This is a genomic window from Streptomyces sp. NPDC059816 (genome assembly GCF_042732055.1).
Taxonomy (GTDB): domain Bacteria; phylum Actinomycetota; class Actinomycetes; order Streptomycetales; family Streptomycetaceae; genus Streptomyces.
This window is the reverse complement of record NZ_JBHWIQ010000002.1, coordinates 139,309-163,912: the sequence shown is the minus strand read 5'-3', so window position 1 is coordinate 163,912 and position 24,604 is coordinate 139,309. Positions and strand designations below refer to the sequence as shown.

15 protein-coding genes and 1 tRNA gene are annotated in these 24,604 nt (G+C 71.1%); 6 read left to right on the top strand and 10 right to left on the bottom strand.

Annotation, left to right across the window (positions count from 1 at the left end; translation table 11 throughout):
* Positions 1-26 precede the first annotated feature (26 nt).
* Complete coding sequence (locus ACFV88_RS03325; protein WP_385485462.1) at positions 27-755, top strand: SIMPL domain-containing protein; 729 nt, start codon at positions 27-29, stop codon at positions 753-755.
* A gap of 199 nt (positions 756-954) precedes the next feature.
* Entirely contained in the window at positions 955-2,385 is a 1,431-nt protein-coding gene (pyk, locus tag ACFV88_RS03320) for a pyruvate kinase (RefSeq protein WP_385485460.1), read from the top strand.
* Positions 2,386-2,538: 153 nt separating this feature from the next.
* Here pyk and ACFV88_RS03315 read toward each other — a convergent pair.
* A tRNA-Leu gene (locus tag ACFV88_RS03315) sits at positions 2,539-2,621 on the bottom strand.
* 94 nt (positions 2,622-2,715) lie between these two features.
* Between ACFV88_RS03315 and ACFV88_RS03310 the strand changes: the two genes are divergently transcribed.
* The gene (locus ACFV88_RS03310) at positions 2,716-3,375 is read left to right on the top strand and encodes an ANTAR domain-containing response regulator (RefSeq protein ID WP_385485458.1); all 660 of its coding nucleotides are present in this window, start codon (positions 2,716-2,718) and stop codon (positions 3,373-3,375) included.
* 78 nt (positions 3,376-3,453) lie between these two features.
* Here ACFV88_RS03310 and ACFV88_RS03305 read toward each other — a convergent pair whose 3' ends face one another.
* The 7 genes from ACFV88_RS03305 to ACFV88_RS03275 all read right to left on the bottom strand — a co-directional run bounded on the left by ACFV88_RS03305 (position 3,454) and on the right by ACFV88_RS03275 (position 13,266).
* Positions 3,454-4,170: an ABC transporter ATP-binding protein gene (locus ACFV88_RS03305; protein WP_385485456.1), complete on the bottom strand. Its 717-nt coding sequence runs from the start codon at positions 4,168-4,170 to the stop codon at positions 3,454-3,456.
* The gene (locus tag ACFV88_RS03300; RefSeq protein WP_385486012.1) at positions 4,167-5,138 is read right to left on the bottom strand and encodes an ABC transporter ATP-binding protein; all 972 of its coding nucleotides are present in this window, start codon (positions 5,136-5,138) and stop codon (positions 4,167-4,169) included. Before ACFV88_RS03300 ends, ACFV88_RS03305 begins: the two co-directional genes overlap by 4 nt.
* A 5-nt stretch (positions 5,139-5,143) precedes the next feature.
* Positions 5,144-6,949, bottom strand: a complete 1,806-nt coding sequence (locus ACFV88_RS03295; protein WP_385485454.1) for a branched-chain amino acid ABC transporter permease — start codon at positions 6,947-6,949, stop codon at positions 5,144-5,146.
* Complete coding sequence (locus tag ACFV88_RS03290) at positions 6,946-7,878, bottom strand: branched-chain amino acid ABC transporter permease (RefSeq protein WP_385485452.1); 933 nt, start codon at positions 7,876-7,878, stop codon at positions 6,946-6,948. Before ACFV88_RS03290 ends, ACFV88_RS03295 begins: the two co-directional genes overlap by 4 nt.
* 135 nt (positions 7,879-8,013) lie before the next feature.
* A complete protein-coding gene (locus ACFV88_RS03285) occupies positions 8,014-9,237 on the bottom strand; it encodes a branched-chain amino acid ABC transporter substrate-binding protein (protein ID WP_385486010.1) in 1,224 nt (407 codons plus the stop codon).
* Between the two features lie 1,190 nt (positions 9,238-10,427).
* Positions 10,428-10,895, bottom strand: coding sequence for a PaaI family thioesterase (locus ACFV88_RS03280; protein WP_385486008.1), 468 nt, complete (start codon positions 10,893-10,895; stop codon positions 10,428-10,430).
* A 91-nt stretch (positions 10,896-10,986) separates the two neighbouring features.
* Positions 10,987-13,266, bottom strand: coding sequence for an FdhF/YdeP family oxidoreductase (locus ACFV88_RS03275; protein ID WP_385485450.1), 2,280 nt, complete (start codon positions 13,264-13,266; stop codon positions 10,987-10,989).
* 137 nt (positions 13,267-13,403) lie between these two features.
* On the opposite strand from ACFV88_RS03275, the gene polA reads away from it, so the two are divergent.
* Positions 13,404-16,130 (top strand): DNA polymerase I, encoded by a 2,727-nt coding sequence (gene polA / locus ACFV88_RS03270; RefSeq protein WP_385485448.1) that lies wholly within the window; start codon positions 13,404-13,406, stop codon positions 16,128-16,130.
* 846 nt (positions 16,131-16,976) lie between these two features.
* Positions 16,977-18,833 carry a lytic transglycosylase gene (locus ACFV88_RS03265; RefSeq protein ID WP_385485446.1) on the top strand — a complete coding sequence of 619 codons (1,857 nt, stop codon included), beginning with the start codon at positions 16,977-16,979 and terminating at the stop codon, positions 18,831-18,833.
* Positions 18,834-18,937: 104 nt separating this feature from the next.
* On the opposite strand, the gene hrpB is transcribed toward ACFV88_RS03265, so the two are convergent.
* Both hrpB and ACFV88_RS03255 read right to left on the bottom strand, forming a co-directional pair.
* Positions 18,938-21,532, bottom strand: a complete 2,595-nt coding sequence (gene hrpB, locus ACFV88_RS03260; protein WP_385485444.1) for an ATP-dependent helicase HrpB — start codon at positions 21,530-21,532, stop codon at positions 18,938-18,940.
* A 105-nt stretch (positions 21,533-21,637) separates the two neighbouring features.
* Positions 21,638-22,456: a class I SAM-dependent methyltransferase gene (locus tag ACFV88_RS03255; RefSeq protein ID WP_385486006.1), complete on the bottom strand. Its 819-nt coding sequence runs from the start codon at positions 22,454-22,456 to the stop codon at positions 21,638-21,640.
* A gap of 439 nt (positions 22,457-22,895) precedes the next feature.
* On the opposite strand from ACFV88_RS03255, the gene rpsA reads away from it, so the two are divergent.
* Complete coding sequence (rpsA, locus tag ACFV88_RS03250) at positions 22,896-24,392, top strand: 30S ribosomal protein S1 (RefSeq protein ID WP_385485442.1); 1,497 nt, start codon at positions 22,896-22,898, stop codon at positions 24,390-24,392.
* The last annotated feature ends 212 nt before the right edge of the window (positions 24,393-24,604 follow it).

Sequence of the window (24,604 nt, the reverse complement as noted above, 5' to 3'; positions counted from 1 at the left end):
TCCCGTCCCCGTGCCACAGTGGCCCCATGACCACCCCTCAGCACCCCGCCGAGTCCACCGCGCTGCCCTACGGCACCCCGGACACCCCCCGGCTCGCCGTCCGCGGGGAGGCCCACCTCGAAGCCGCCCCCGAGATCGCCCGCATCACCGTCACCCTCACCGCCCGCGACACCGACCGCACCCGGCTGTTGACCAACCTCACCGGTCGCAACACCGCCACCCTCGACCTGATCCGCGCCCAGGGGGACGCCGTCGAGCACCTGGAGACCGGCACCCTCACCGTCACCCCGCACCTCACCAAGCGCGGCCGGGCCGATCACGTGCGCCACTACCAGGGGCACATCCACCTGACCGCGGAACTCGGCGACTTCGACGTGCTCGGCGAACTCACCACCCGGCTCGCCGACCAGGACCTCACCCGGGTCGAGGGCCCCTGGTGGGACCTGCGCCCCACCTCGCCGCTGCACCGCGAGGTCCGTCGGCGGGCCGTCCACGACGCCGTCACGCGGGCCCGGGAGTACGCCGAGGCCCTCGGCACCACCGTCGCGCACCTGGTCGAACTCGCCGACATCGGCGCCGACGCGGCGGCCGGCGCCGACTGGAGGCCCACCGCGGCCGGGGGCTTCAGGAGCGCGGCGTTCGCCGGCGGCGCCGTCAAGGGTGCCGACGTCCCGCCGCTCGACCTCGAACCCCAGCGCCAGTACGTCAACGCCGCCGTGCACGCCCGTTTCACCCTCGTCCCGCCGCGCCTGTGACCCGGCCCGCCCGGCCTTTCCCCGGTGGCTGCGCGCGGCTACCCCACGTGCCCGAATAGCCGCACCCCGACGCCGGGAAATGCTCATCAGAGCACCCCTGTGCACAATTCAACAGTTGTTAAAACCCTTTCATGCAAAGGATGTTGGGCAGTCACCTCATACCAATTTCCTACCCGCCAGTAAGCTCTACTCTCGAACCATGCGCCGAGCAAAAATCGTCTGTACCCTGGGCCCCGCCGTCGACTCGTACGACCAGATCAAGTCACTGGTCGAAGCCGGAATGGACGTAGCCCGCTTCAACCTCAGCCACGGCTCCTACGCCGACCACGAGGAGCGCTACCACCGCGTCCGCAAGGCATCCGACGAGACCGGCCGCAGCGTCGGCGCCCTCGCCGACCTTCAAGGCCCGAAGATCCGGCTCGGTCGCTTCACCGAAGGTCCCGTACTCCTTGAACGCGGGGACACGTTCACCATCACCGTCGAGGACGGCGTCCAGGGCGACCGCCACACCTGCGGGACCACGTACGACGGCCTCGCCGCCGACGTGACCGCGGGCGAACGCATCCTCGTGGACGACGGCAAGGTCACCCTCGAAGTCGTCGCCGTGGACGGCCCCCGGGTGCGCACCACCGTCATCGAGGGCGGCATGGTCTCCGACCACAAGGGCCTGAACCTCCCCGGTGTCGCCGTCTCCGTCCCCGCGCTCTCCACCAAGGACCAGGACGACCTCCGCTGGGCGTTGCGCACCGGGTTCGACGTCATCGCCCTTTCCTTCGTGCGGAGCGGACAGGACATCAGGGACGTCCACCGCATCATGCGGGAAGAGGGGCGATTCGTCCCGGTCATCGCCAAGGTCGAAAAGCCCCAGGCCGTCGAGAACATCGAGGGCATCGTCGCCGCATTCGACGGCATCATGGTGGCCCGTGGCGACCTCGGCGTCGAAATGCCCCTGGAGCAGGTTCCGCTCGTGCAAAAGCGGGCTGTCAAACTCGCCAGGCGCAATGCCAAGCCCGTCATCGTCGCCACCCAGATGCTCGACTCGATGATCGAGAACTCCCGGCCGACCCGTGCGGAGGCGTCCGACGTCGCCAACGCCGTCATCGACGGCACCGACGCCGTCATGCTCTCCGGCGAGACGAGCGTGGGGAAGTACCCCGTCGAAACCGTGCGGACCATGGCGCGCATCGTCGAGGCGGCCGAGGAGGACCTCCTCGCCAAGGGTCTGCCGCCCCTCGACGAGGCCAACAAGCCCCGTACGCAGGGGGGAGCGGTAGCCAGGGCCGCCGCCGAGATGGGTGACTTCCTCGGTGCCAAGTTCCTGGTCGCCTTCACCCAGTCCGGTGACACCGTCAAGCGGCTGTCCCGCTACCGCTCGCCGATCCCCCTGCTCGCCTTCACGCCCGACCCGGCGACCCGCTCCCAGCTCAACCTCACCTGGGGCGTCGAGACCTTCCTGGGCCCGCACGTCGATTCCACCGACGCGATGGTCGAGCAGGTCGACGAGCAACTGCTGAAGATCGGTCGCTGCAAGAAGGGCGACACGGTGGTGATCACCGCCGGCTCCCCGCCCGGGGTCTCCGGCTCCACCAACCTGGTCCGGATCCACCACATCGGGGACAACCCGTCCTGACGGACGGCCGCGGGTACGCGGCCACCCGGGCCCGCCGGGCGAGGACGGACGACTTTCCCGGCGGGTACGGCGTGGCCACACTGCGTGAGCACGGCTGCTTCGGGTAGAAAAAAAGCGGAGGTTCACACCGAGGGTGAACTTCCGCTTCAAGCGTGCCGGGTGCGGGATTCGAACCCGCACGTCCTTTCGGACAGATGTGTTTGAGACATCAGCGTCTGCCATTCCGCCAACCCGGCAGGGCACCCGAGCAGCATACCGGGTCGGCGCCCGTGTCCGCTGCTGGGTAGGCTGCATTGCCACGACAGACAGGCCCGCCACGAGGAGCCCCAGGTGACCGCCCCCGAGCCGCCCCAGCCCGTAGAAGACGACGACAAGTCGCACGTGCCTCCCCTGACGACCCGCGTCGTCATCGCCGAGGACGAGGCGCTCATCCGCCTCGACCTCAAAGAGATGCTGGAGGAAGAGGGCTACAGCGTGGTCGGCGAGGCGGGCGACGGCGAGCGGGCCGTCGAACTGGCCCGGGAACTCCGTCCGGACCTGGTGATCCTGGACGTGAAGATGCCGAAGCTGGACGGGATCTCCGCCGCCGAGCGCATCGCGGAGGAATCGATCGCCCCGGTCCTGATGCTGACCGCGTTCTCCCAGCGGGACCTGGTGGAGCGGGCGCGCGACGCGGGCGCGATGGCGTACCTGGTGAAGCCGTTCAGCAAGAGCGACGTCGTGCCGGCGATCGAGATGGCGGTCTCGCGCTTCACGGAGCTCCGCACCCTGGAGCAGGAGATCGCGGACCTGACGCAGCGCCTGGAGACGCGGAAGTTGGTGGACCGGGCCAAGTCGGTGCTCCAGACCGAGTACGGCCTGTCGGAGCCCGCCGCGTTCCGCTGGATCCAGAAGACCTCGATGGACCGCCGGCTGTCGATGCGGGAGGTCGCGGAGGCCGTGATCGAGGACGGCAAGGAGCGCCGGGCCGCGAAGGACCAGCAGCAGTAGGCACGCGCACCGCGGCACGCGGGAGGCCCGCTGCCCGGAGAGGTGATCTCCGGGCGGCGGGCCTCGTCGTGCGCGGGGTCAGTCCTCTCCGAGGTACGCCTTGCGGACCGACTCGTCGTGGAGGAGGTCGGGGCCGGCGCCGGACAGGACGATCTTGCCGATCTCCATCACGTGCCCCTGGTCGGCGAGGGAGAGCGCGGCCTGGGCGTTCTGCTCGACGAGCAGGATGGTGGTGCCCTGGGCCTTGAGCTCGGCGATGGTGGCCATGATCTTCTGCATCATGATCGGGGAGAGGCCCATGGACGGCTCGTCCAGCATGAGCAGCTTGGGGCGGGACATCAGGGCGCGGCCCATGGCGAGCATCTGCTGCTCGCCGCCGGAGAGCGTGCCGGCGGCTTGTCTGCGGCGTTCGCCGAGGATGGGGAAGAGGTCGTAGGCGCGCTGGACGTCCTGCTGGATGCCCTCGGTGTCCTTGCGGAGGAAGGCGCCGAGTTGGAGGTTCTCCTCGATGGTGAGCCGGGGGAAGATGTGGCGGCCTTCGGGGGAGTGGGCGAGCCCGAGGGCGACGATCTTGTGCGCGGGGGTGGCGCCGAGGGGGGTGCCGGCGAAGGTGATGCTGCCGCTGAGCGGTTTCAGGAGGCCGGAGATGGTGCGCAGGGTGGTGGTCTTCCCCGCTCCGTTGGTGCCGATGAGGGTGACGACCTGTCCCGCGTCCACGGTGAAGGAGATGCCCTTGACGGCCTCGATCTTGCCGTAGGCGACCCTGAGGTCCTTGACTTCCAGGAGCGCGGTCACGGGGTGTCCCCTTCCGGGCGGATGGCGCGGGTGCCTTCGTGCGGGCCGCCGGACGGGGTGTCGCGCGGGGCGTCGGACGGGGCGTCGGGTTCCGCGGCGCCCCCGGTCGGGTCGGTGTGGGCGGCGGCCTCGGCGGCGACGACCTCGGCGAGGGCGGAGTCCTCGGGCGCCCCGTCGAAGGGGGTGCCGAGATAGGCGGCGATCACGCGTTCGTCGCTCTGGACCACGCTGCTGGTGCCCTCGACCAGCTTCTCGCCCTGGACGAGGCAGGCGACCCGGTCGCAGAGGTTGAAGATGAAGCGCATGTCGTGCTCGATGACGAGGACGGCGATGCCCTGGTCCCGGATGGCGAAGACGAGCTCTTCGGTGGTGCGGGTCTCCTGGGGGTTCATGCCCGCGGTGGGCTCGTCGAGGAGGAGGAGCCCGGGGTCGCTGGCGAGGGCCCGGGCGATCTCCAGTTTGCGCTGCTCGCCGTAGGGGAGGTTGCGCGCGAGGTGGTCGCGTTTGCGGGCGAGCCCGATGAAGTCGAGGAGCTCCATCGCGCGTTCCTCGGACTCCCGTTCGGCCTTCTTGAACCCGGGGCCGCGCAGGAGCGCGGACCAGAGTCCTTCCTTGGTACGGGTGTGCCGCCCGACGAGCACGTTCTCCAGGACGGTCATGTTGGCGAAGAGCCGGATGTTCTGGAAGGTGCGGGCGATGCCGGCCTGGGTGACGAGGTGGGGTTTGGGAGGCAGGACGGTGCCCCGGTAGGCGACGGTGCCTTCGGTGGGGACGTAGAGACCGGTGAGGCAGTTGAAGAAGGTCGTCTTCCCGGCGCCGTTGGGGCCGATGAGTCCGACGATCTCTCCCGCGTTGACGGTGAAGTCCACGGACCGTACGGCGGTGAGGCCGCCGAAGCGCATGGTGACGCCGGTGGCTTCGAGGAGGGTGGCGCCGGCGGTGGCGGCGGTGGTGGTGTCGGTGCTCATGGTGGTCACGCCCCCGCCTTGGTGGTGTGCGCGCCGGGACCCGGTTCGAGCCCTCGATCGGGGACGTCGAGTTGCCCGGTTTCGTGGAATTCGAGTTGCTGACGGCGGTTGGCGATGATGCCTTCGGGGCGGAAGCGCATGAGGAGCACCAGGGCGATGCCGAAGGCGAGCAGGGACTTGTCCTGGAGGAAGACGAGCTTCTCCGGCAGCAGGTAGAGGAGCGCGGCGCCGAGCAGGGGCCCGCTGACGGTGCCCATGCCGCCCAGGACGACGGCGGCGAGGAGGAACGCGGAGTTGGGCGGGGTGGACCCGGCGAACTGGTAGGGGTTCGGGACCACGCTGTAGGTGACGTGGGCGCTGACGGTGCCGGCGAGCCCGGCGAGCGCGGCGCCGAGGGCGAAGGCGATGAGCTTGACGCGGAAGCCGTTGATGCCCATGGCGGTGGCGGCGGTCTCGTCCTCGCGGATGGCGACCCAGGCCCGGCCGATGCGGGAGTCGGCGGCCCGGTTGTAGACGAGGACCACGATGGCCATGATCACGACCATCAGCAGGTAGTAGTTGGCGAACCGGCCGAGGGTGATGCCGGCGATCTGGTGGCTCTCGCCGAAGTCGAAGCCGAACATCGTGAGGTCGGGGATGGAGGGGATGCCGTTGGGGCCGTTGGTGATGTCGGGGCCGGATTCGCCGTCGAGGTTGTTGACGGCGATGCGGAAGATCTCGCCGAAGCCCAGGGTGACGATGGCGAGGTAGTCGCCGCGCAGGCGCAGGGTCGGGGCGCCGATCAGGACGCCGAAGATCAACGAGGCGGCGGCGCCGGTGAGGGCGGCGGCCCAGAAGGGGAACTGCACCCCGGAGAAGCGGGAGAACTCGGAGCCGGAGACCAGGGCGGCTGCGTAGGCACCGACACCGAGGAAGGCCACGTACCCGAGGTCGAGGAGTCCGGCGAGGCCGACGACGATGTTGAGGCCGAGGGCGACGGTGCCGAAGATGAGGATGTTGACGCCGATGTTGGCGTAATGGTCGTTGGACTGGGTGAACGGGAAGACGATGGCCGCGGCGAAGCCCATGGCCAGGGTGAAGGCGCGGTTGTCGGCGGTGAGCCGGGAGAGCCGGTCGACGATCCCGGCGGTGCTGAGCGCCCAGATGCCGAAGACGACCACGATCAGGTAGCCGATGAAGGTCTCGCCCTCTTCGGAGGGGGTGTCCACTCCGAAGGTGAAGACTCCCAGTCCGGCGAAGGCGACCAGGGTGATCACGGCCCGCTGCACCCAGGGCGCGAGGGGGGAGGGCGCGGGTATCCGATCGGGCTTCTTGAACAGCGGGCGCAGCGCGGCGGTCCGTCCCCCGGCGGTGTCGGGGAGCCGGGGCGCCTGCTGGGGCAGGGCCAGGGCGCCGATCAGGGGCAGCGCGGCGGCCACGGCGGCGACGTAGGCCCCGGGTTCGAGGTTCGCCAGGCCGCCGAGGGTGACGGCGATCGCGATGACGGTGAACCAGGTGGTGGCGAAGAGGCCGAGTGCGGCGAGGGCGAGGGGGGCGTCGCCGCCGCCCGGGTTCAACCGGCGCACGCCGGGCACGCCGGCGGAGGCCAGCGCGTAGAAGGTGGTGAGCACGCCGGCTATGAGGGTCATCCACTGGAGCCCGCCGGGGTACCCGTAGACGGTCAGGTCACCGGGGAAGCTGCTGGTCCAGGTCCAGGCGAGGAAGGGGGAGACGATGCTCGCCGGGCCGCCGGCGAGGATCAGGGCACGGGCCGCGGGGGTCGGCAGGGGCAGCAGCGCGGTGGCGCGCGGGGTGGTCGTCACGGTGATCACGCCCTGTCCGCGACGCGCTCGCCGAGCAGGCCCTGAGGCCGGAACAGCAGGACGAGGATGAGGAGGCAGAAGGCCCAGACGTTGGCCCAACTGGAGCCGCCGAGCTGTTCCATGCCGGGGATGCCGTCGATGTAGGCGCTGGCGAGGGTTTCGGCGATGCCGAGGACCACTCCGCCGAGCATGGCGCCGTAGATGTTGCCGATGCCGCCGAGCACGGCCGCGGTGAACGCCTTGAGGCCCATGATGAAGCCCATGCGGTACTCGACGTGACCGTACTTGAAGCCGTAGGCGACGGCGGCGACCGCGGCGAAGAATCCGCCGATGGCGAAGGCGATCACGATGATGCGGTTGGTGTCGATGCCCATGAGCTGCGCGGTGTCGGGGTCCTGCGCGGTGGCCTGCATGGCGCGTCCGGTGCGACTGCGCCGGACGAAGAGGGCGAGGGAGGTCATGCAGACGGCGGCGATGCTGATCAGGAAGACGTCGGCGTTGGTGACGGTGAGGGTACCGATCTCGTAGCTGCCCCCGCCGAGTTCGGGGAAGACGCGGGGCTTGTCGGCGCGGGGGTAGAAGTTGCGGACGACTTCCTGGAGGGCCAGGGAGAGTCCGATGGCGGTGATGAGGGGGGCGAGTCGGGGCGCTCCGCGCAGGGGGCGGTAGGCGAAGCGTTCGGCTCCCACGGCGAAGAGGACGGCGAAGAGTCCACCGCCGATGAGCATCAGCGGCAGGGCCGCCCAGATCGAGGTGCCGGCCGGCAGGACGTAGGCGTAGATGGTCAGCGCGCCGAAGCCGCCGATCATGAAGATCTCGCCGTGCGCGAAGTTGATCAGCTGGACGATGCCGTAGACCATCGTGTATCCGATGGCGATCAGCCCGTACATCGAGCCGAGGAGCAGCCCGTTGGCCAGCTGCTGCGGCAGAGTGTTCACCGCGTGGCCTCCATTGTCGCTGGGGGTGGGCAGGTCGGGGCCAGACGAGGGGCCGCGCGGTGGGGATCTGCCTGCCGCGCGGCCCTGGGCGGAACCGGTGCCGTCTGGTGGTGCGGGGGTCGTGGTGCGGGCGGGTCAGCCGTTGTAGGTACCGGTCTTGACGGCTTCCCACTTGCCGCCCTTGACCTGGTACACGGTCAGCTGCTTGTTGGTGGTGTCTCCGTACTCGTCGAAGGAGACCTTGCCGGCGATGCCTTCGAAGTTGCTCTTGCCGACCTCTTCGACGACCTTCTTGCGCAGGTCGTTCCCGGTGGGCAGCTTGTCGCCGTTGGCTTCCTTGACCGCCTTGACGGCGTTGACGATGGCGGTGGCGGCGTCGTAGGAGTAGCCGCCGTAGGTGCCGTAGTCGCCCTTGTAGCCCTTGGCCTTGTAGGTGTCGATGAACTGCTTGGCGGCGGGGAGGGTGTCGACGGGCACGCCGACGGAGGTCACGAGGTCGCCTTCGGAGGTGGCGCCCGCGGTCTCGATGTAGGTCGGGGTGAACATGCCGTCGCCGCCGAAGAGCGGGATCTTCGCCCCGGCCTCCTTCAACTGCTTGGTGATGAGCTGGGACTCGTCGTACTGGCCGCCGTAGTAGACGAGGTCGGCCTTGGCGTCCTCGATCTTGGTGACGAGGGCGCCGAAGTCCTTGTCGCCGGTGTTGACGCTGTCGGTGCCGACGACGGTGCCGCCGAGCTTCTTGAACTGCTCGCGGAAGATCTTCGCCAGGCCGGCGCCGTAGGTCTGCTTGTCGTCGACGACGAAGACCTTCTTCTTCTTGAGCCCGTTGTACGCGTAGTCCGCGGCGAAGCCGCCCTGGAGGGCGTCGGTGGTGGCGGTGCGGAAGTACGTGGGGTAGCGGCGCTTCTTGTCGCCGCTCTGCCAGTCCTTGCCCTGGGTCAGTGCGGGGTCGGTGTTGGAGGGGCTGATCTGCACCAGGTTGGCGGAGGCGAACACCTGCTGCATGGTCTGGGCGACGCCCGAGTTGAGCGGGCCGACCACGCCTACGACCTGTTTGTCCGCCACGAGGGCCGAGGCGTTCTGCTGACCGGTGGCGGGCTGGGCCTTGTCGTCAAGTGCTTTGAGTACGAATTTCACGCCGGGGACGAGCTTCTTTTTGTTCGCGTCGTCAATGGCGATCTTGACGCCGTACTGGATGCCGAGCCCGGTGGCGGAATTCTCGCCGGAGAGGGGCGCGTCCACGCCGATGGTGAGGGTGGTGTCGCCGCCTGAGTCGTCTCCGGAGCCCCCGTCGTCGCGTGATCCACAAGCGGTGAGGGTGAGCGCTCCGGTGGTGAGAACGGAGGTGAGTATCAGCAAAGAGCGCTGTCGCACAATCAGTCCTTTCCGCCGACAGGTCCGTCCCTGTTTGGGTCGAAACAATGCCGGGCTGGTACCGAACTCCCTATGGAGCGGTGACTGGCGGTGACTCTAAGCCTGAGCCCTGGCCCGGGGCAGTGGCGTGGGCGCGCTTGTGACTCTCTTGTTATGACGGGCCGGAATTTCTGATTCCGCTCCTTGCCGATCGGACGGCTTCGATGGTTTCTCCGTGTGGTCCACATTCTGAGAGTCCGCACTTCCGCTTGGTGGTGCGGTGGGCGCCGGAGAAGGGGTGTTTGATGATCGTTTTGACCACCCGGAAATGATCGATAATTTAGATGCCGCTAACATTGAGATGTTCGATGACTATTGCTTCCGTGTTACGTAGCGTGAAGTTTCCCGAGGAGGGTTCGGTATTCAGTGGGAGTTCGAAGTGAACGTCCCTCTATGTCCCCTCCTGGGGTGTGTGATGTCCGGGCTTTCCCGGCAACGGGTGGAATCGATGGTGATACGGAGAAGGGCTCCTGGGATTCCTGTGAATGTTGAACGGGGTGCATGTCTGCCGCACCGCGCGGTCCGAGGGCTGCCGGGACGGGCCGGGGCGGCGCGGGGCCCCGGGCGGGCGACTTGACGCGCGTCACCGCCGCGCCCGCACGGCATCGGGGTGCTCGTCGGGCGCCGTGCGGGCGAAAAGCGGGCGTGATGGGGTGGTTCGCCCCGGTCCGGGCTGATCGCGGGGCCGCTGAGGTGCCCGATTTCCGGACGCGAACGCCGGGCGGCACCTGAGGGTCCGCGGCGTTGCGCCCGAAGGGGGCCGGCGGCCGGTGGGCGCGGCGGGGGTGGCCGATGCGTGGAGGATGCACGCGCTACGGGGTCGTGGTCGTTCCGGCGGGCGGGTGCGCCGGAGGGGCGCCGGTGTGTTCGGCCTGCCGGAACGGGGTGTGACGGGGTGCCCGCGTCGGGGGATCGGGCCGGTCAGGGGCGCGGTGGGCGTCTCGCAGGGTGACCGGGGTCGAGCGGGCGCCGGGCCGCCGGGCCCGGAGCGTCGCAAGCCGCCGTGTGGAGGGGCGGGAGGGGCGCCGACCTGTCCGCATGGTGGACAGGTCGGGCCCCGGGAAAGCGGAACCGGACGGTCACCCGACCCGTCCGCGGAGCCGCGTACGTGCGGCGAACTCCGGGGCCGTCCCGGGTCAGCTCGCCCGGGCGCCCGCCTCGCGGAGCAGGCAGGTGAGACGGGCGGTGCACACCCGCCGGTCCTCGGCGTCGGTGATGACGACCTCGTACGTGGCGGTGGAACGGCCCCGGTGGACGGGGACGGCGGCGCCGGTGACGACGCCGGAGCGCACGCCGCGGTGGTGGGTGCAGTTGAGGTCCACGCCCACCGCGATCTTGCCGGCGCCGCCGTGCAGCATCGCGCCGATGGATCCCAGGGTCTCCGCGAGCACGGCCGAGGCGCCGCCGTGCAGGAGCCCGTACGGTTGGGTGTTGCCCTCGACGGGCATGGTGGCGACGACGCGCTCGGCGGACGCCTCGACGAGTTCGATGCCCATCCGGGTGCCGAGGTGTCCGGCCGAGAATAAGGACGGCAGGTCGACGCCCAGGCTCGCGTACTCGTCGATGACCTCTTGCGGGAACTTCACGGCGTGCTGTTCGCCCACGGGTCCACTCCGTTCGGGTTCGTCCATGTCTGTGCGTGTCAGGTGCACATGGTGTGTCCGACCCGTTCTACCAGGTCGACTGAGCGAACGCTTAGGCGGTGGTGGGGGGTTCCAGCCGGACGACCACGGACTTGCTCGCGGGCGTGTTGCTGGTGTCGGCGGTCGAATCGAGGGGGACGAGGACATTGGTCTCCGGGTAGTACGCCGCGGCGCACCCCCGGGCGGTCGGGTAGTGGACGACCCGGAACCCCGGCGCCCGGCGGTCGACCCCGTCGCGCCACTCGCTGACCAGATCGACGTACGACCCGTCCGCGAAGCCGAGTGCCCGGGCGTCCTCGGGGTGCACCAGCACCACGCGGCGACCGTTCCTGATGCCCCGGTAACGGTCGTCGAGTCCGTAGACGGTGGTGTTGTACTGGTCGTGGGAGCGCAAGGTCTGGAGCAGCAGCCGACCGGCGGGCACCCGGGGGTGCTCGACGGGCGCGGCGGTGAAGTTGGCCTTCCCGGTGGCGGTGGGGAAACGGCGCTCGTCGCGCGGTGCGTGGGGCAGGGTGAAGCCGCCGGGCCGCGCGATCCGGGCGTTGAAGTCCTCGAAGCCCGGTACCACCCGGGCGATGCGGTCGCGGACGGTGGCGTAGTCGTCGGCGAACTCCTCCCAGGGGGTGTTGCTCCGGCCGCCGAGGACGGCGCGCGCGAGGCGGCACACGATGGCCGGCTCGGACAGCAGCTCCGGGCCCGCCGGGGCGAGGCGCCCGCGGGACGCGTGGACCATCCCCATGGAGTCCTCGACGGTGACGAACTGCTCGCCGTGCGCCTGGAGGTCGCGCTCGGTGCGGCCGAGGGTCGGGAGGATCAACGCGCGGGCCCCGGTGACCACGTGCGAACGGTTGAGCTTGGTGGAGACGTGCACGGTGAGCCGGGCGCGCCGCATCGCCGCCTCGGTGACCTCGGTGTCGGGGGACGCCGAGACGAAGTTGCCGCCCATCGCGAGGAAGACCTTCGCGTCGCCGTCGCGCAGCGCGCGGATCGCCCGCACCACGTCGTAGCCGTGGGCGCGCGGCGGCGCGAAGCCGAACTCCCGCTCCAGGGCGTCGAGGAAGGCGGGCGCCGGGCGCTCGAAGATGCCCATCGTCCGGTCGCCCTGCACGTTGGAGTGACCGCGCACCGGGCACACCCCCGCACCGGGGCGGCCGATCGCGCCGCGCAGCAGCAGGAGGTTGACGACCTCGCGGATGGTGGGGACGGAGTGCTTGTGCTGGGTGAGGCCCATCGCCCAGCACACGACCGTGCGCCGGGAGGCGAGGACCATGCGCAACGCCTCCTCGATCGCACCGCGCTCCAGCCCGGTGGCGGTCAGCGTCTCGTCCCAGTCGGCGCTGCGGGCGACCGCCGCGAACTCCTCGTACCCGTGGGTGTGCTCCCGGACGAACTCCCGGTCGACGCCGCCTTCGGTGTCGAGCAGGAGCCGGTTCAGCAGCCGGAACAGGGCCTGGTCGCCGCCGATGCGGATCTGGAGGAACAGGTCAGTGAGCGCGGTGCCCCTCATCAGTCCCTTGGGGGTCTGGGGGTTCTTGAACCGTTCCATACCGGCCTCGGGCAACGGGTTCACCGTGATGATCCTGGCGCCGGACGCCTTGGCCTTCTCCAGCGCGGTGAGCATCCGCGGGTGGTTCGTCCCCGGGTTCTGCCCGGCGACGATGATCAGGTCCGCCCGGTACAGGTCCTCCAGCAGCACGCTGCCCTTGCCGACCCCCAGCGTCTCGGTGAGCGCGGAGCCGGAGGACTCGTGGCACATGTTCGAGCAGTCCGGGAGGTTGTTGGTGCCGAACTCGCGGACGAACAGCTGGTACAGGAACGCGGCCTCGTTGCTGGTGCGGCCCGAGGTGTAGAAGACGGCCTCGTCGGGCGAGCCCAGGGCGTTCAGCTCCTCGGCCACGATCGCGAAGGCCCGCTCCCAGCTGACCGGTTCGTAGTGCTCCGCGCCCTCGGGCAGGTAGAGCGGGTGGGTGAGGCGCCCCTGCTGACCGAGCCAGTAGCCGCTGCGCTCGGCGAGGTCGGCCACGGAGTGCTCGGCGAAGAACGCGGGGGTGACCCGCCGCAGGGTCGCCTCCTCGGCGACGGCCTTCGCCCCGTTCTCGCAGAACTCGGCGGTGTGCCGGTGCTCGGGCTCGGGCCAGGCGCACCCGGGGCAGTCGAAGCCGTCCTTCTGGTTGACCCGGAGCAGGGTGAGCGCGGCGCGCCGCACCCCCATCTGCTGCTGCGCCGTGCGCAGGCTGTGGCCGATGCCGGGCAACCCGGCCGCCGCGTGCGGGGGCGGGGACACCTCGGGGGCGTCCTGCACCGGGTCGCTCTGGGGCGGTTTGCTGGCCATCTCGGCTCCTCGTCGAGCAGCGGGTCCGGTCGCCGCGCTGACCACGGCGCCCCGATCCTCCCACGGGGGTGTGACAGGGCCCCGGTGGCGGGCGGCGGCGGAGTCCGCTGTCAGTGGAGCGTGGCAGGATCGGGGGCGTGGCAGAGACAGCATCGAAGAAGACCGGGACGGCAGCGGGCGCGGACGGCGACCGACCGCGGCTGCTCCTCATGGACGGGCACTCACTGGCGTACCGCGCGTTCTTCGCGCTGCCCGCGGAGAACTTCACCACCGCAACGGGCCAGCCGACGAACGCGATCTACGGTTTCGCGTCGATGCTGGCGAACACCCTGCGTGACGAGGCGCCCACGCACTTCGCGGTGGCGTTCGACGTCTCCCGCAAGACGTGGCGCTCCGAGGAGTTCACCGAGTACAAGGCGAACCGTTCGAAGACCCCCGACGAGTTCCGCGGCCAGGTCGAGCTGATCGGCGAACTGCTCGACGCGATGCACGCGGAGCGCTTCGCGGTCGACGGCTTCGAGGCCGACGACGTCATCGCGACCCTGGCGACGCGCGCCGAGGCCGAGGGCTTCGAGGTGCTGATCGTCACGGGCGACCGAGACTCGTTCCAGCTGGTCAGCGAACACACCACGGTGCTCTATCCGACGAAGGGCGTGTCGGAGCTGACCCGATTCACCCCAGAGAAGGTGCAGGAGAAGTACGGCCTCACGCCCGCGCAGTACCCGGACTTCGCCGCCCTGCGCGGCGACCCGTCCGACAACCTGCCCGGCATCCCCGGAGTGGGCGAGAAGACGGCCGCGAAGTGGATCAACCAGTTCGGTTCGTTCGCGGAACTGGTGGAACGCGTCGACGAGGTCAAGGGCAAGGCCGGCCAGAACCTCCGCGACCACCTGGACGCCGTGAAGCTGAACCGCCGGCTCACCGAACTGACCCGGGACGTGGAACTGCCGCGCACGGTCACCGAGCTGGCGCGCGCCCCCTACGACCGCCAGGCCGTGGCGATGGTCCTGGACACGCTGGAGATCCGCAATCCGTCGCTGCGGGAGCGGCTGCTCGCGGTGGACCCGGGCGCGATCGCCGAGGAGCCGGTGGTCGAGGCGGGCGTCGAGGTCGACGGCACGGTACTGGCCACGGGCGAGGTCGCCCCCTGGCTCGCCGCACACGGCGGCCGGCCCCTCGGCCTGGCCGTGGTGGACACCTGGTCGCTCGGCACGGGCACGGTCACCGAGATCGCACTCGCCGCGGCGGACGGGGCGGCGGCCTGGTTCGACCCGGCCCAGCTCGACCAGGCCGACGAGAACGCCTTCGCCGCCTGGCTGGCCGACCCCGCCGCCCCGAAGGTGCTGCACAACGCCAAGAACGTGATGCGGGTCTTCGCCGAACAAGGCTGGAGCATCGACGGCATCACGATGGACACCGCGCTCGCCGCGTACCTGGTGAAGCCGGGCCGCCGCTCCTTCGCGCTCGACGCGTTGACGCTGGAGTACCTCGGTCGGGAGCTGGCGCCGGCGTCGGCGGCCGACGGCCAGTTGGCGTTCGGCGCGGACGAGCAGGCGGAGGCGGACGCGCTGATGGTGCAGGCGCGGGCCGTCCTCGACCTCGGCGGGGCCTTCGAGGTGCGGCTGCCAGAGGTCGGCGCCGCGGACCTGCTGCGGGACGTGGAACTGCCCACCTCGGAGCTGCTGGCACGGATGGAGCGGCACGGCATCGCAGCCGACCGGGCCCATCTGGAATCCATGGAGCAGATGTTCGCCGGTGCGGTCCAGCAGGCGGTGAAGGAGGCCCACGCATCGGTGGGCCACGAGTTCAACCTCGGTTCGCCCAAGCAGCTCCAGGAGGTGTTCTTCGGCGAGCTGGACCTGCCGAAGACCAAGAAGACCAAGACGGGGTACACCACCGACGCGGACGCCCTGGCCTGGCTCGCCACCCAGACCGACCACGAACTGCCCGTGATCATGCTGCGCCACCGGGAGCAGGCGAAGCTGCGCGTCACGGTCGAGGGTCTGATCAAGACGGTCGCGGCGGACGGCCGGATCCACACCACCTTCAACCAGACGGTGGCGGCCACGGGACGGCTGTCCTCCACGGAACCGAACCTCCAGAACATCCCGGTCCGCACCGACGAGGGCCGCGCGATCCGTCGGGGGTTCGTCGTCGGCGAGGGCTTCGAGTCCCTGATGACCGCGGACTACAGCCAGATCGAGCTGCGGGTCATGGCCCACCTGTCGGAGGACGAGGGCCTCATCGAGGCGTTCACCTCCGGCGAGGACCTGCACAGCACCGTCGCCTCGCAGGTGTTCGGGGTGGAGCGGTCCGCGGTGGACGCGGAGATGCGCCGCAAGATCAAGGCCATGTCCTACGGTCTCGCGTACGGACTGTCGGCGTTCGGCCTCTCCCAGCAGCTCACCATCGAGGCGGGGGAGGCCCGCGCCCTGATGGACACCTACTTCGAGCGCTTCGGCGGAGTTCGCGACTACCTCCACCGCGTGGTGGAGGAGGCCCGCGCCACGGGCTACACGGAGACCCTGTTCGGTCGTCGCCGCTACCTCCCCGACCTCAACAGCGACAACCGCCAGCGCCGTGAGATGGCCGAGCGCATGGCCCTGAACGCACCGATCCAGGGCACCGCCGCGGACATCGTCAAGATCGCCATGCTGAACGTCGACCGTGCGATGCAGGAGGCCGAGCTGGCCTCGCGCATGCTCCTCCAGGTCCATGACGAAATCGTCCTGGAGGTGGCGCCCGGGGAGCGGGAACCCCTGGAGGAACTGGTCCGCCGCGAGATGGCGGCCGCGGTGCGGCTGCGAGCCCCGCTGGACGTGTCCGTGGGGTCCGGCAGCGACTGGGAGTCCGCCGCGCACTGACGGCCCCGGTCCCCGGCCCTGCCGGGGCGGGTCACCCGCTTGGACCGCGCCCCCGGGACACCGGGGAGCCGCACCGCGAGGATGCCGTGCATGGGTCTCAACCTGCGTGCGAGCCTCACCGCGGGCCTCGCCACGGCGGTGGCGGTGCTGCTGGCACCGATATCCGCGGTGGGTGCCGCCGCCGAGGGCGCGCGGTCCGCGGTGCTGCGCCGCGCCGACCGGGAACGGGATCTCGCCGCCCCATCGCCTCCGGGCGGTGGGGCGGCTTCGTCGTGGTCGCGCCGGGTGCGCGCGCTGCGGCCGTGGGGGAGGGCACGGGGGAGCGGGGCACGGTGTGCGGCGGCGAGCGTTCGCCGCGAGTCCCCGACCGCCTTCCGCTGGCCGCCGGGGACGACCGCCCTGCCGCACTCCTTCGCCCGGCGCCTTCGCGGGGGCGGCGCGCGCAACCGCCCACCGCGTCGTACGGGCTGAACCCGCCCGCCCCACTCCAGCCCGTCGCTCCGGCCCGACTCGTACCGGGTTCGCCGCTCGCCGCTCGCCGCTCGCCGCTCGCCGTCCGCACGCCGTCGCGCCTGCCCGTCGCCCGTCGCCCGTGGCTTGGGGCGGGCCGCTACTCGCCCCGGCGTGGAACTGACGGGGCGTCCGCCGTGTGCAATCCGGTGAGCGGTCCCCAACGGGAATCGCCTACCGCCGGACCGCGTACCCACCCGTCCCCCATAGGCGAATCAATCACCTTAAATCGGGTGTGAACCCATGTCTCCGCACAGGAAGTTGCCGTAGGGTCACAGCGTGCGTGAGGGACCGCGCGCGCGGGATCTGTCAGCGGCGGAGAGGAGAACTGGTTCAATGGCGGCGTACCTCGGCAGAAGGCTGTGCAAGGGAGCGGCGACCACCGCCGTCGCGGCGTTGGCCGTGGCGGCACTGTCCGCGTCGGGCGCACCCGGTGCGCAAGGAATCACCGACTCGGCGTCCGGGCTCCAGGCCGCCGACAACGCACCGGGCTTCCAGGGCGGTGACCCTTCGGCCACCGGCGACTCGCCCTACTACACCGAACTGCCGCCGCTCAAGAGCCCGGCCGTACCGCCCACCGCCGGTGAGACGGCCAACGGGGGAAGATCGGAATCGGGCATACCGGCGACCGTGCTCGACGCCTACAAGCGGGCCGAATCCTCGCTGCGTTCCTCCCAGCCGGAGTGCAACCTCCCCTGGGAACTGCTCGCCGCGATCGGCAAGGTCGAATCGGGCCACGCCCGCGGCGGCCAGGTCGACGGCAACGGCACGACGACGTCCCCGATCCTCGGCCCCGTCCTCGACGGCAACGGCTTCGCGAACATCTCGGACACCGACAACGGGGCGTTCGACGGCGACTCGACGTACGACCGCGCCGTCGGACCGATGCAGTTCATCCCCTCCACCTGGGGCCAGGGCGGACCGGACGGCCAGGGATGGGGCGCCGACGCCAACGGAGACGGCAAGCGGGACCCCAACAACATCTACGACGCCGCGCTCGCCGCCGGACGTTACCTCTGCGCGGGCGGTCGCGACCTCACGAAGGCGCCCCAACTCCGTGCGGCGATCCTCAGCTACAACCGGTCCACCGAGTACGCGAACACCGTGCTGTCGTGGCTGGAGTACTACCGCGAGGGCACCCACGAGATCCCCGACGGCTCCGGCTCCGTGCCCCGGGACCGCAGCGACGGGGGCACCGGCGGCGGAGCCGGCGACGGCTCGGGCGACCGCCCGGGTTCGTCCACCCCGCGCTCCGGCGACGACAACAACCAGAACGACCAGGGCAACGGGGACGACAAGAACGGCGACAACGGCGACAACGGCGCGAACGACAAGCCGCGCAGCCCTTCGGAGCCCGGTGCGACCCCGTCGCCCGACCCCGACGACCCCACCAAGCCGCCTGGTGCCGTCGACCCGAGCGACCCGCCCACCACCCCGCCCACCACCCCGCCCACGACCCCTCCGACCACCCCGCCCACGAGCCCGCCCACCTCGACTCCGACCGACTCGGTGAAGCGGTTGGCGCACACGAGTCGTGAGCGACTCACGGCGACCGCGGGCGGGACCTTCGCCCATGCCGCCAAGGTCCGTGCGCAGAACGCGTCGGGCGATCCGGTGGGCAAGGTGCGCGTCCGCTTCAGCCTCGTCGGCGACACCGACGCCACCTTCCCCGGTGGCGAGAGCGTCGCCACCGTCCTCACCGACCGGGCCGGCATCGCCACCGCGCCCGCACTGGTGGCGGGCGAGAAGGTCGGCCGCTTCATCGTGCGTGCCGCACTCGTCGGGCGCGCGGTGCGCACCGACCTCCCGGCGACCGTCACCGCTCGACAGGCCGACGCCCTCGTCCGCACCGGCGACAAGGAACTGATCTGCGTGCCCGGCGCCCAGTTCGCGGACGCCGTCGAGGTCAAGGCCACCTACAAGGGCGCTGCCGCCGCCCGCGTCGCGGCCACGGCCACCCTGGTCACGTCGGCCGAGGACACCACCCCGAACGACAAGGGACCGCACTTCAAGGACGCCGCCGGCAAGCCCGTGCGCACCCTCACCGGCCTCGTCACCGACAAGGACGGACTGCTGCGGCTGCCACAGCTGCACGCCGACGAGGTCCCCGGCACCTTCCTGCTGCGCATCACCACCACCGGGGGCGCCACGCTCACGGTGGAACTGAAGGTCGAGGCCCCGCCCGCGACCTGATCCGCCGCCCCGCCCGCCCCGCCCGCCCCCGCGTCCACCGGCACCACGGACGCGGGGGCGTCGCACATCCGGCCCGTCGGCCCCGCCAGGCAGCGGCGCGTCGCTCAGCTCCCGGCCCGCGCCTTGGTGTGCCGGGTGGGCCGTGCCGCCGCAGGGTCCTCCGGCCACGGGTGCTTGGGGTACCGCCCCCGCAGCTCGGCCCGCACCGCGCGGTACCCCTCCTTCCAAAAGGAGGCGAGGTCGGCGGTCACCGCCGCCGGTCGTCCCGCGGGGGACAACAGGTGCACCAGCAGCGGCACCCCCGCCACCTCCGGTGTCCGCGCCAGCCCGAACATCTCCTGCAACTTCACCGCCAACACGGGACGTTCGGGGTCCGCGTAGTCCACCCGGATGCGGGAACCGCTCGGCACCCCGATCCGCTCCGGTGCCAGCACGTCGAGCCGGGCCGCCTCCCCGCTCGCCCACGGCAGCAGCCGGGTGAGCGCCTGCCCCGCGTCGATCCGAGCGAGCTGCGCCCGACCCCGGGCCCGCCCCAGCTCGGGCTCCAGCCACTCATCGGCCCGGGCGAGCAGCGCCTCGTCGGACACGTCGGGCCAGTCCCCGCCCACCGTGCGGTGCAGGAACGCCAGGCGCTGCCGCAGCACGGACGCGTCCCGGTCCCACCGCAGCAGCCCGAGCCCCTCCCGCCGCAGCCCCTGGAGCAGGGCCTCCCGGACCAGCCCGGGTTCGGGGTCCCGCAGCGGACGCACCGTCAGTTCCACCGCCCCCAGCCGTTCCACCCGCCGGGCGATCAGGTCCCCCTCGGACCAGGTGACCTCCTCGCCCTCCGTCCGTAGGGACCCGGCGGCCCGGCGAGCGACGTCCTCGTCCACGACGGCGGCCAGTCGCACCCGAGCGTGCCCGGCACCCGCCGGACGGTCCGCGACCGCCACCGCCAACCACGGGACGCCCCGCAGCGCCGAACCGCCACCCAACTCCGCACGGGTCCCCGACACCATCCGGTAGTCGCCCTCGCCCCGCTCGCGCGCCAGCCGTTCGGGGAAGGCCAGTGCCACCACCAGGCCACCGGTCCGGTCCCGGTCATCGGCGGGCGAGTCGTTCGGCCCGTCCCCCCGCCCCGTCGACACGGCCCCGGGTCCTGTCCCGGCTTCCGCCGAGGGTCCCGCCGCGTCCAGGGCGGCCGTCAGCCGGCGCACCTCCGAGCGCCACCGGGCCGCGTACCCGTCGTTGCCGCGTCGCGCGGAGCGCCACACCGCGGCGAGGTCGTCCCCGTACTCCCGGGGAGGTTCCTCGCTCAGCAGGGCCACCACCTCGGCCGCGCGGCGCCCGCCGACCTCGGCCGCCCCGTCCAGCAGGGCCCGCCCGAGCCGGGGGTGCACTCCGACCCGCGCCAGCCGCAGGCCGCGTTCGGTGACCCGCCCGGACGCCGTGTCCACCGCGCCGATCGCCGTCAGCACCGACCTGGCCGCGGCCATCGCGCCCGCCGGCGGGGCGTCCAACAGGGCAAGCCCGGTCGCGTCCGGATCGCCCCACACCGCGGCCTGGAGCGCGAACGCGGTCAGTTCGGCCACCTTGATCTCGGGCGCGGGGAACGGGGGCAAGCGGTCGTGCTCCGCCGGTGACCAACAGCGGTACACCGCTCCCGGCGCCTCCCGCCCCGCCCGCCCCGCCCGCTGTCGGGCCGCGGCGCGGGACGACCGCACGGTCGTCAGGGAGCCGAGGCCCCGGGCGTGGTCCGTCCGCGGCTCCCGGGCCAGACCCGAGTCGACCACGACCCGCACGCCCGGCACCGTCAGGCTCGACTCCGCCACCGACGTCGCGAGGACCACCCGGCGTCGGGACCCACCGGCCAGCACCGCGTCCTGCACCGCGGCCGGCGCCCGCCCGTGCACCTGGAGGACCTCCGTGTCGCTCCGCTCCGTGAGGTCCGCCAACTGGCCCGCGACCCGCGCGATCTCACCGACCCCGGGGAGGAAGCACAGGACGTCCCCCGTCCGCTCGGCCAGTGCGCGGCGCACCACGGACGCGACGTGCGTCAGCATCGCCGGGTCGACGCGCATGCCGTGCGCAGGTCGCACCACCCGGGGCGGCGGTGCCCACACCACGTCCACCGGATGGGAGGTGCCGGCCGTCTCGATCACCGGCGCCCCGCCCATCAGCTCCGCCCACCCGCGCGCGTCGGTCGTCGCCGAAGCGGCCACCAGGCGCAGGTCCGGGCGGAGGGTGCCCCGGACGTCGAGGAGGAACGCGGCGGCCGTGTCCGCGTCCAGGTGCCGTTCGTGGCACTCGTCCAGGACCACGGCGTCCACCCCCGCCAACTCCTGGTCCCGCTGGAGGCGCTGGAGGAGGACCCCGGTCGTGACCACCTCGACCCGGGTCTGCCGGCCCACCACCCGCTCCCCGCGCACCGTGAAACCGACGCTCTCGCCGGGCTGCTCCCCGAGCAGCCACGCCATCCGGCGCGCCGCGGCCCGCGCCGCGATCCGCCGCGGCTCCGCGACGACCACCCGGCGGGGCGCCCCGCCGTCCCCGACGCCCTCGTACCCCGCAAGTCCCGCGAGCGCCAACGGCACCAGGGTCGTCTTGCCGGTCCCCGGGGGCGCGCAGAGCACCGCGGTGCCCTGCGTCTCCAGGGCGGACAGCAAGGCCGGAACGGCTTCGCGTACCGGGAGTCGGTCGAGTGCGTCGGTTCGGATCATGCGGTCAGTGTGCTGCTTCGTCGGGACCGGTGCGTCCAGTTGTCCACAGGCAGGGTCGGATCAGCGGATCGTATGACTTACCCGGACGTGCGGAGCGCTCCCGGGTCACTCGTGCCGTTCGCAGACGAAGATCGCCGTTCCGGGGATCAGCTGCCCCCGCAGAGGTGACCAACCGCCCCACTCCTGACGGTTCCACAGCGGCCATTCCGGCTCCACGAGGTCCACCAGTCGGAACCCGCCGGCCACCACGTCCCGCACCCGGTCGCCCACCGTCCGGTGGTGCTCGACGTACACTGCCGCGCCGTCCTCGCCCTGCTCCACGTACGGCGTGCGGTCGAAGTAGGAGGCCGCCACCGACAGCCCCTCGGGACCCGGCTCGTCCGGGAACGCCCAGCGGATCGGGTGCGTCACCGAGAACACGAACCGCCCCCCGGGCCGCAGCACCCGCCGCACCTCCCGCAGCACCCGCACCGGGTCCGCGACGAACGGCAGCGCACCGTACGCGGAACACGCCAGGTCGAAGGACCCGTCACGGAAGGGCAGGGCCCCGGCGTCCGCCTCGACCAGGGCGATGCCGTCCGCACCGATCCGCAGCGCGTGCTGGAGCTGCCGGTGCGACAGGTCCAGCGCCACCGGCCGTGCCCCCTGCTCCGCGAGCCAGCGCGCGCACTGGGCCGCGCCGGCACCGATCTCCAGGACGTCCCGACCCTCCAGCGCACCCGCCGGGCCCAGCAGCCGGGCATCGGCCTCGTCCAGCCCCTCGGGCCCCCAGACGAACCTCCCGTCCCCCAGGAACGCGCCGTGGTCGCTCTGGTACTCGTCGGCGTTGCGGTCCCACCAGCCGCGGTTCGCGCGGCTGCTCTCCGTGCCCGATGCGGTGCGCCGAGTGGCTTCCGGTTCGGGCTGTTCGACCTCTTGGATGATCGGCTCCCTCGTCGTACTCTTCCGTGAATCGCCGGGGGCGCGTCCCGCGTCCGTCCGCTGACCGGACCCGTCCGTGATCGCGCTCGGGGCGGGCGGCCGGGCGTCCGCGTCGGGTGGCCGGATGCGTTCTCCGTGGCCTCTCGCGGCAGTTCTTGCGCCGGGTATGCGGCGATCCGCCCCGGGTGTGCGCCTTCGCGCATTGACCCTGTCCGGCTGCCCCCGTATGCTACAAGTTGCGCTGCGAGCCTGCGCTCCTCAGACCTAGCAGGCTGCGCTCGCGTCTGTATGTATGTCCCCTCGGTTTTCGAGGTGCGTTCCGTTCTCCCGTCAGGGAAAGCGGGCCCGCGCTTCCCAGGCTGTCCGGCTTATACAGAGCGACAACGGCTCCCGGCGTAGCAGTACCTACGACTTCAATGTCCGTACCGGAGCCCTTTCCCACATGACGAGCAGCACCGAGACCACCGCCACCACCCCGCAGGTAGCGGTCAACGACATCGGTAACGAGGAAGCCTTCCTCGCCGCGATCGACGAGACGATCAAGTACTTCAACGACGGCGACATCGTCGACGGCGTCATCGTGAAGGTCGACCGGGACGAGGTCCTGCTCGACATCGGTTACAAGACCGAAGGTGTCATCCCGAGCCGAGAGCTCTCGATCAAGCACGACGTCGACCCGAACGAGGTCGTCAAGGTCGGCGACGAGATCGAAGCCCTTGTCCTTCAGAAGGAGGACAAGGAAGGCCGCCTGATCCTCTCGAAGAAGCGCGCCCAGTACGAGCGCGCCTGGGGCACGATCGAGAAGATCAAGGAAGAGGACGGCATCGTCACCGGTACCGTCATCGAGGTCGTCAAGGGTGGTCTCATCCTTGACATCGGCCTCCGTGGCTTCCTCCCGGCCTCCCTGGTCGAGATGCGCCGCGTCCGCGACCTCCAGCCGTACGTCGGCAAGGAGCTCGAGGCGAAGATCATCGAGCTGGACAAGAACCGCAACAACGTGGTCCTGTCCCGCCGTGCCTGGCTGGAGCAGACCCAGTCCGAGGTCCGCCAGACCTTCCTCACGACCCTCCAGAAGGGTCAGGTCCGCTCCGGCGTCGTTTCCTCGATCGTCAACTTCGGTGCCTTCGTGGACCTGGGTGGCGTCGACGGTCTCGTCCACGTCTCCGAGCTGTCCTGGAAGCACATCGACCACCCCTCCGAGGTCGTCGAGGTCGGTCAGGAAGTCACCGTCGAGGTCCTCGACGTGGACATGGACCGCGAGCGCGTCTCCCTGTCGCTCAAGGCGACGCAGGAAGACCCGTGGCAGCAGTTCGCCCGGACGCACCAGATCGGTCAGGTCGTCCCCGGCAAGGTCACCAAGCTCGTTCCGTTCGGTGCGTTCGTCCGCGTGGACGAAGGCATCGAGGGCCTGGTCCACATCTCCGAGCTGGCCGAGCGCCACGTGGAGATCCCGGAGCAGGTCGTCCAGGTCAACGACGAGATCTTCGTCAAGGTCATCGACATCGACCTTGAGCGCCGTCGCATCAGCCTCTCGCTGAAGCAGGCCAACGAGTCCTTCGGCGCCGACCCGGCCGCGGTCGAGTTCGACCCGACCCTGTACGGCATGGCCGCGTCCTACGACGACCAGGGCAACTACATCTACCCCGAGGGCTTCGACCCCGAGACCAACGACTGGTTGGAGGGGTACGAGAAGCAGCGCGAGGAGTGGGAGCGCCAGTACGCGGAGGCGCAGACCCGCTTCGAGCAGCACCAGGCCCAGGTCATCAAGTCCCGCGAGGCCGACGAGCAGGCTGCTGCCGAGGGTGGCGAGGCCATCGCCGCCCAGGCCGCGAGCACGGGCGGTTCGTACTCCTCGGAGTCCGCGGACAACTCCGGTGCCCTGGCTTCCGACGAGGCGCTCGCCGCGCTCCGTGAGAAGCTCGCCGGTGGCCAGAGCTGAGGCTCAACCACTAGGCGCTAGCCGCTGACGTCGGGCCCGCACCCCCTCGGGGATGCGGGCCCGACGCCGTTCCCGGACGCACCCCGCGCACCACCGCCACCTCCTGTCCCGGCCGTGTCCGGGTGATCGAACGGACGGATGAGCGGGGAAGGTCGGACGGTCACTCCGGGAATTCCTTCGTACCGCAGCGTGTTCTGACTGAGGGACACGAG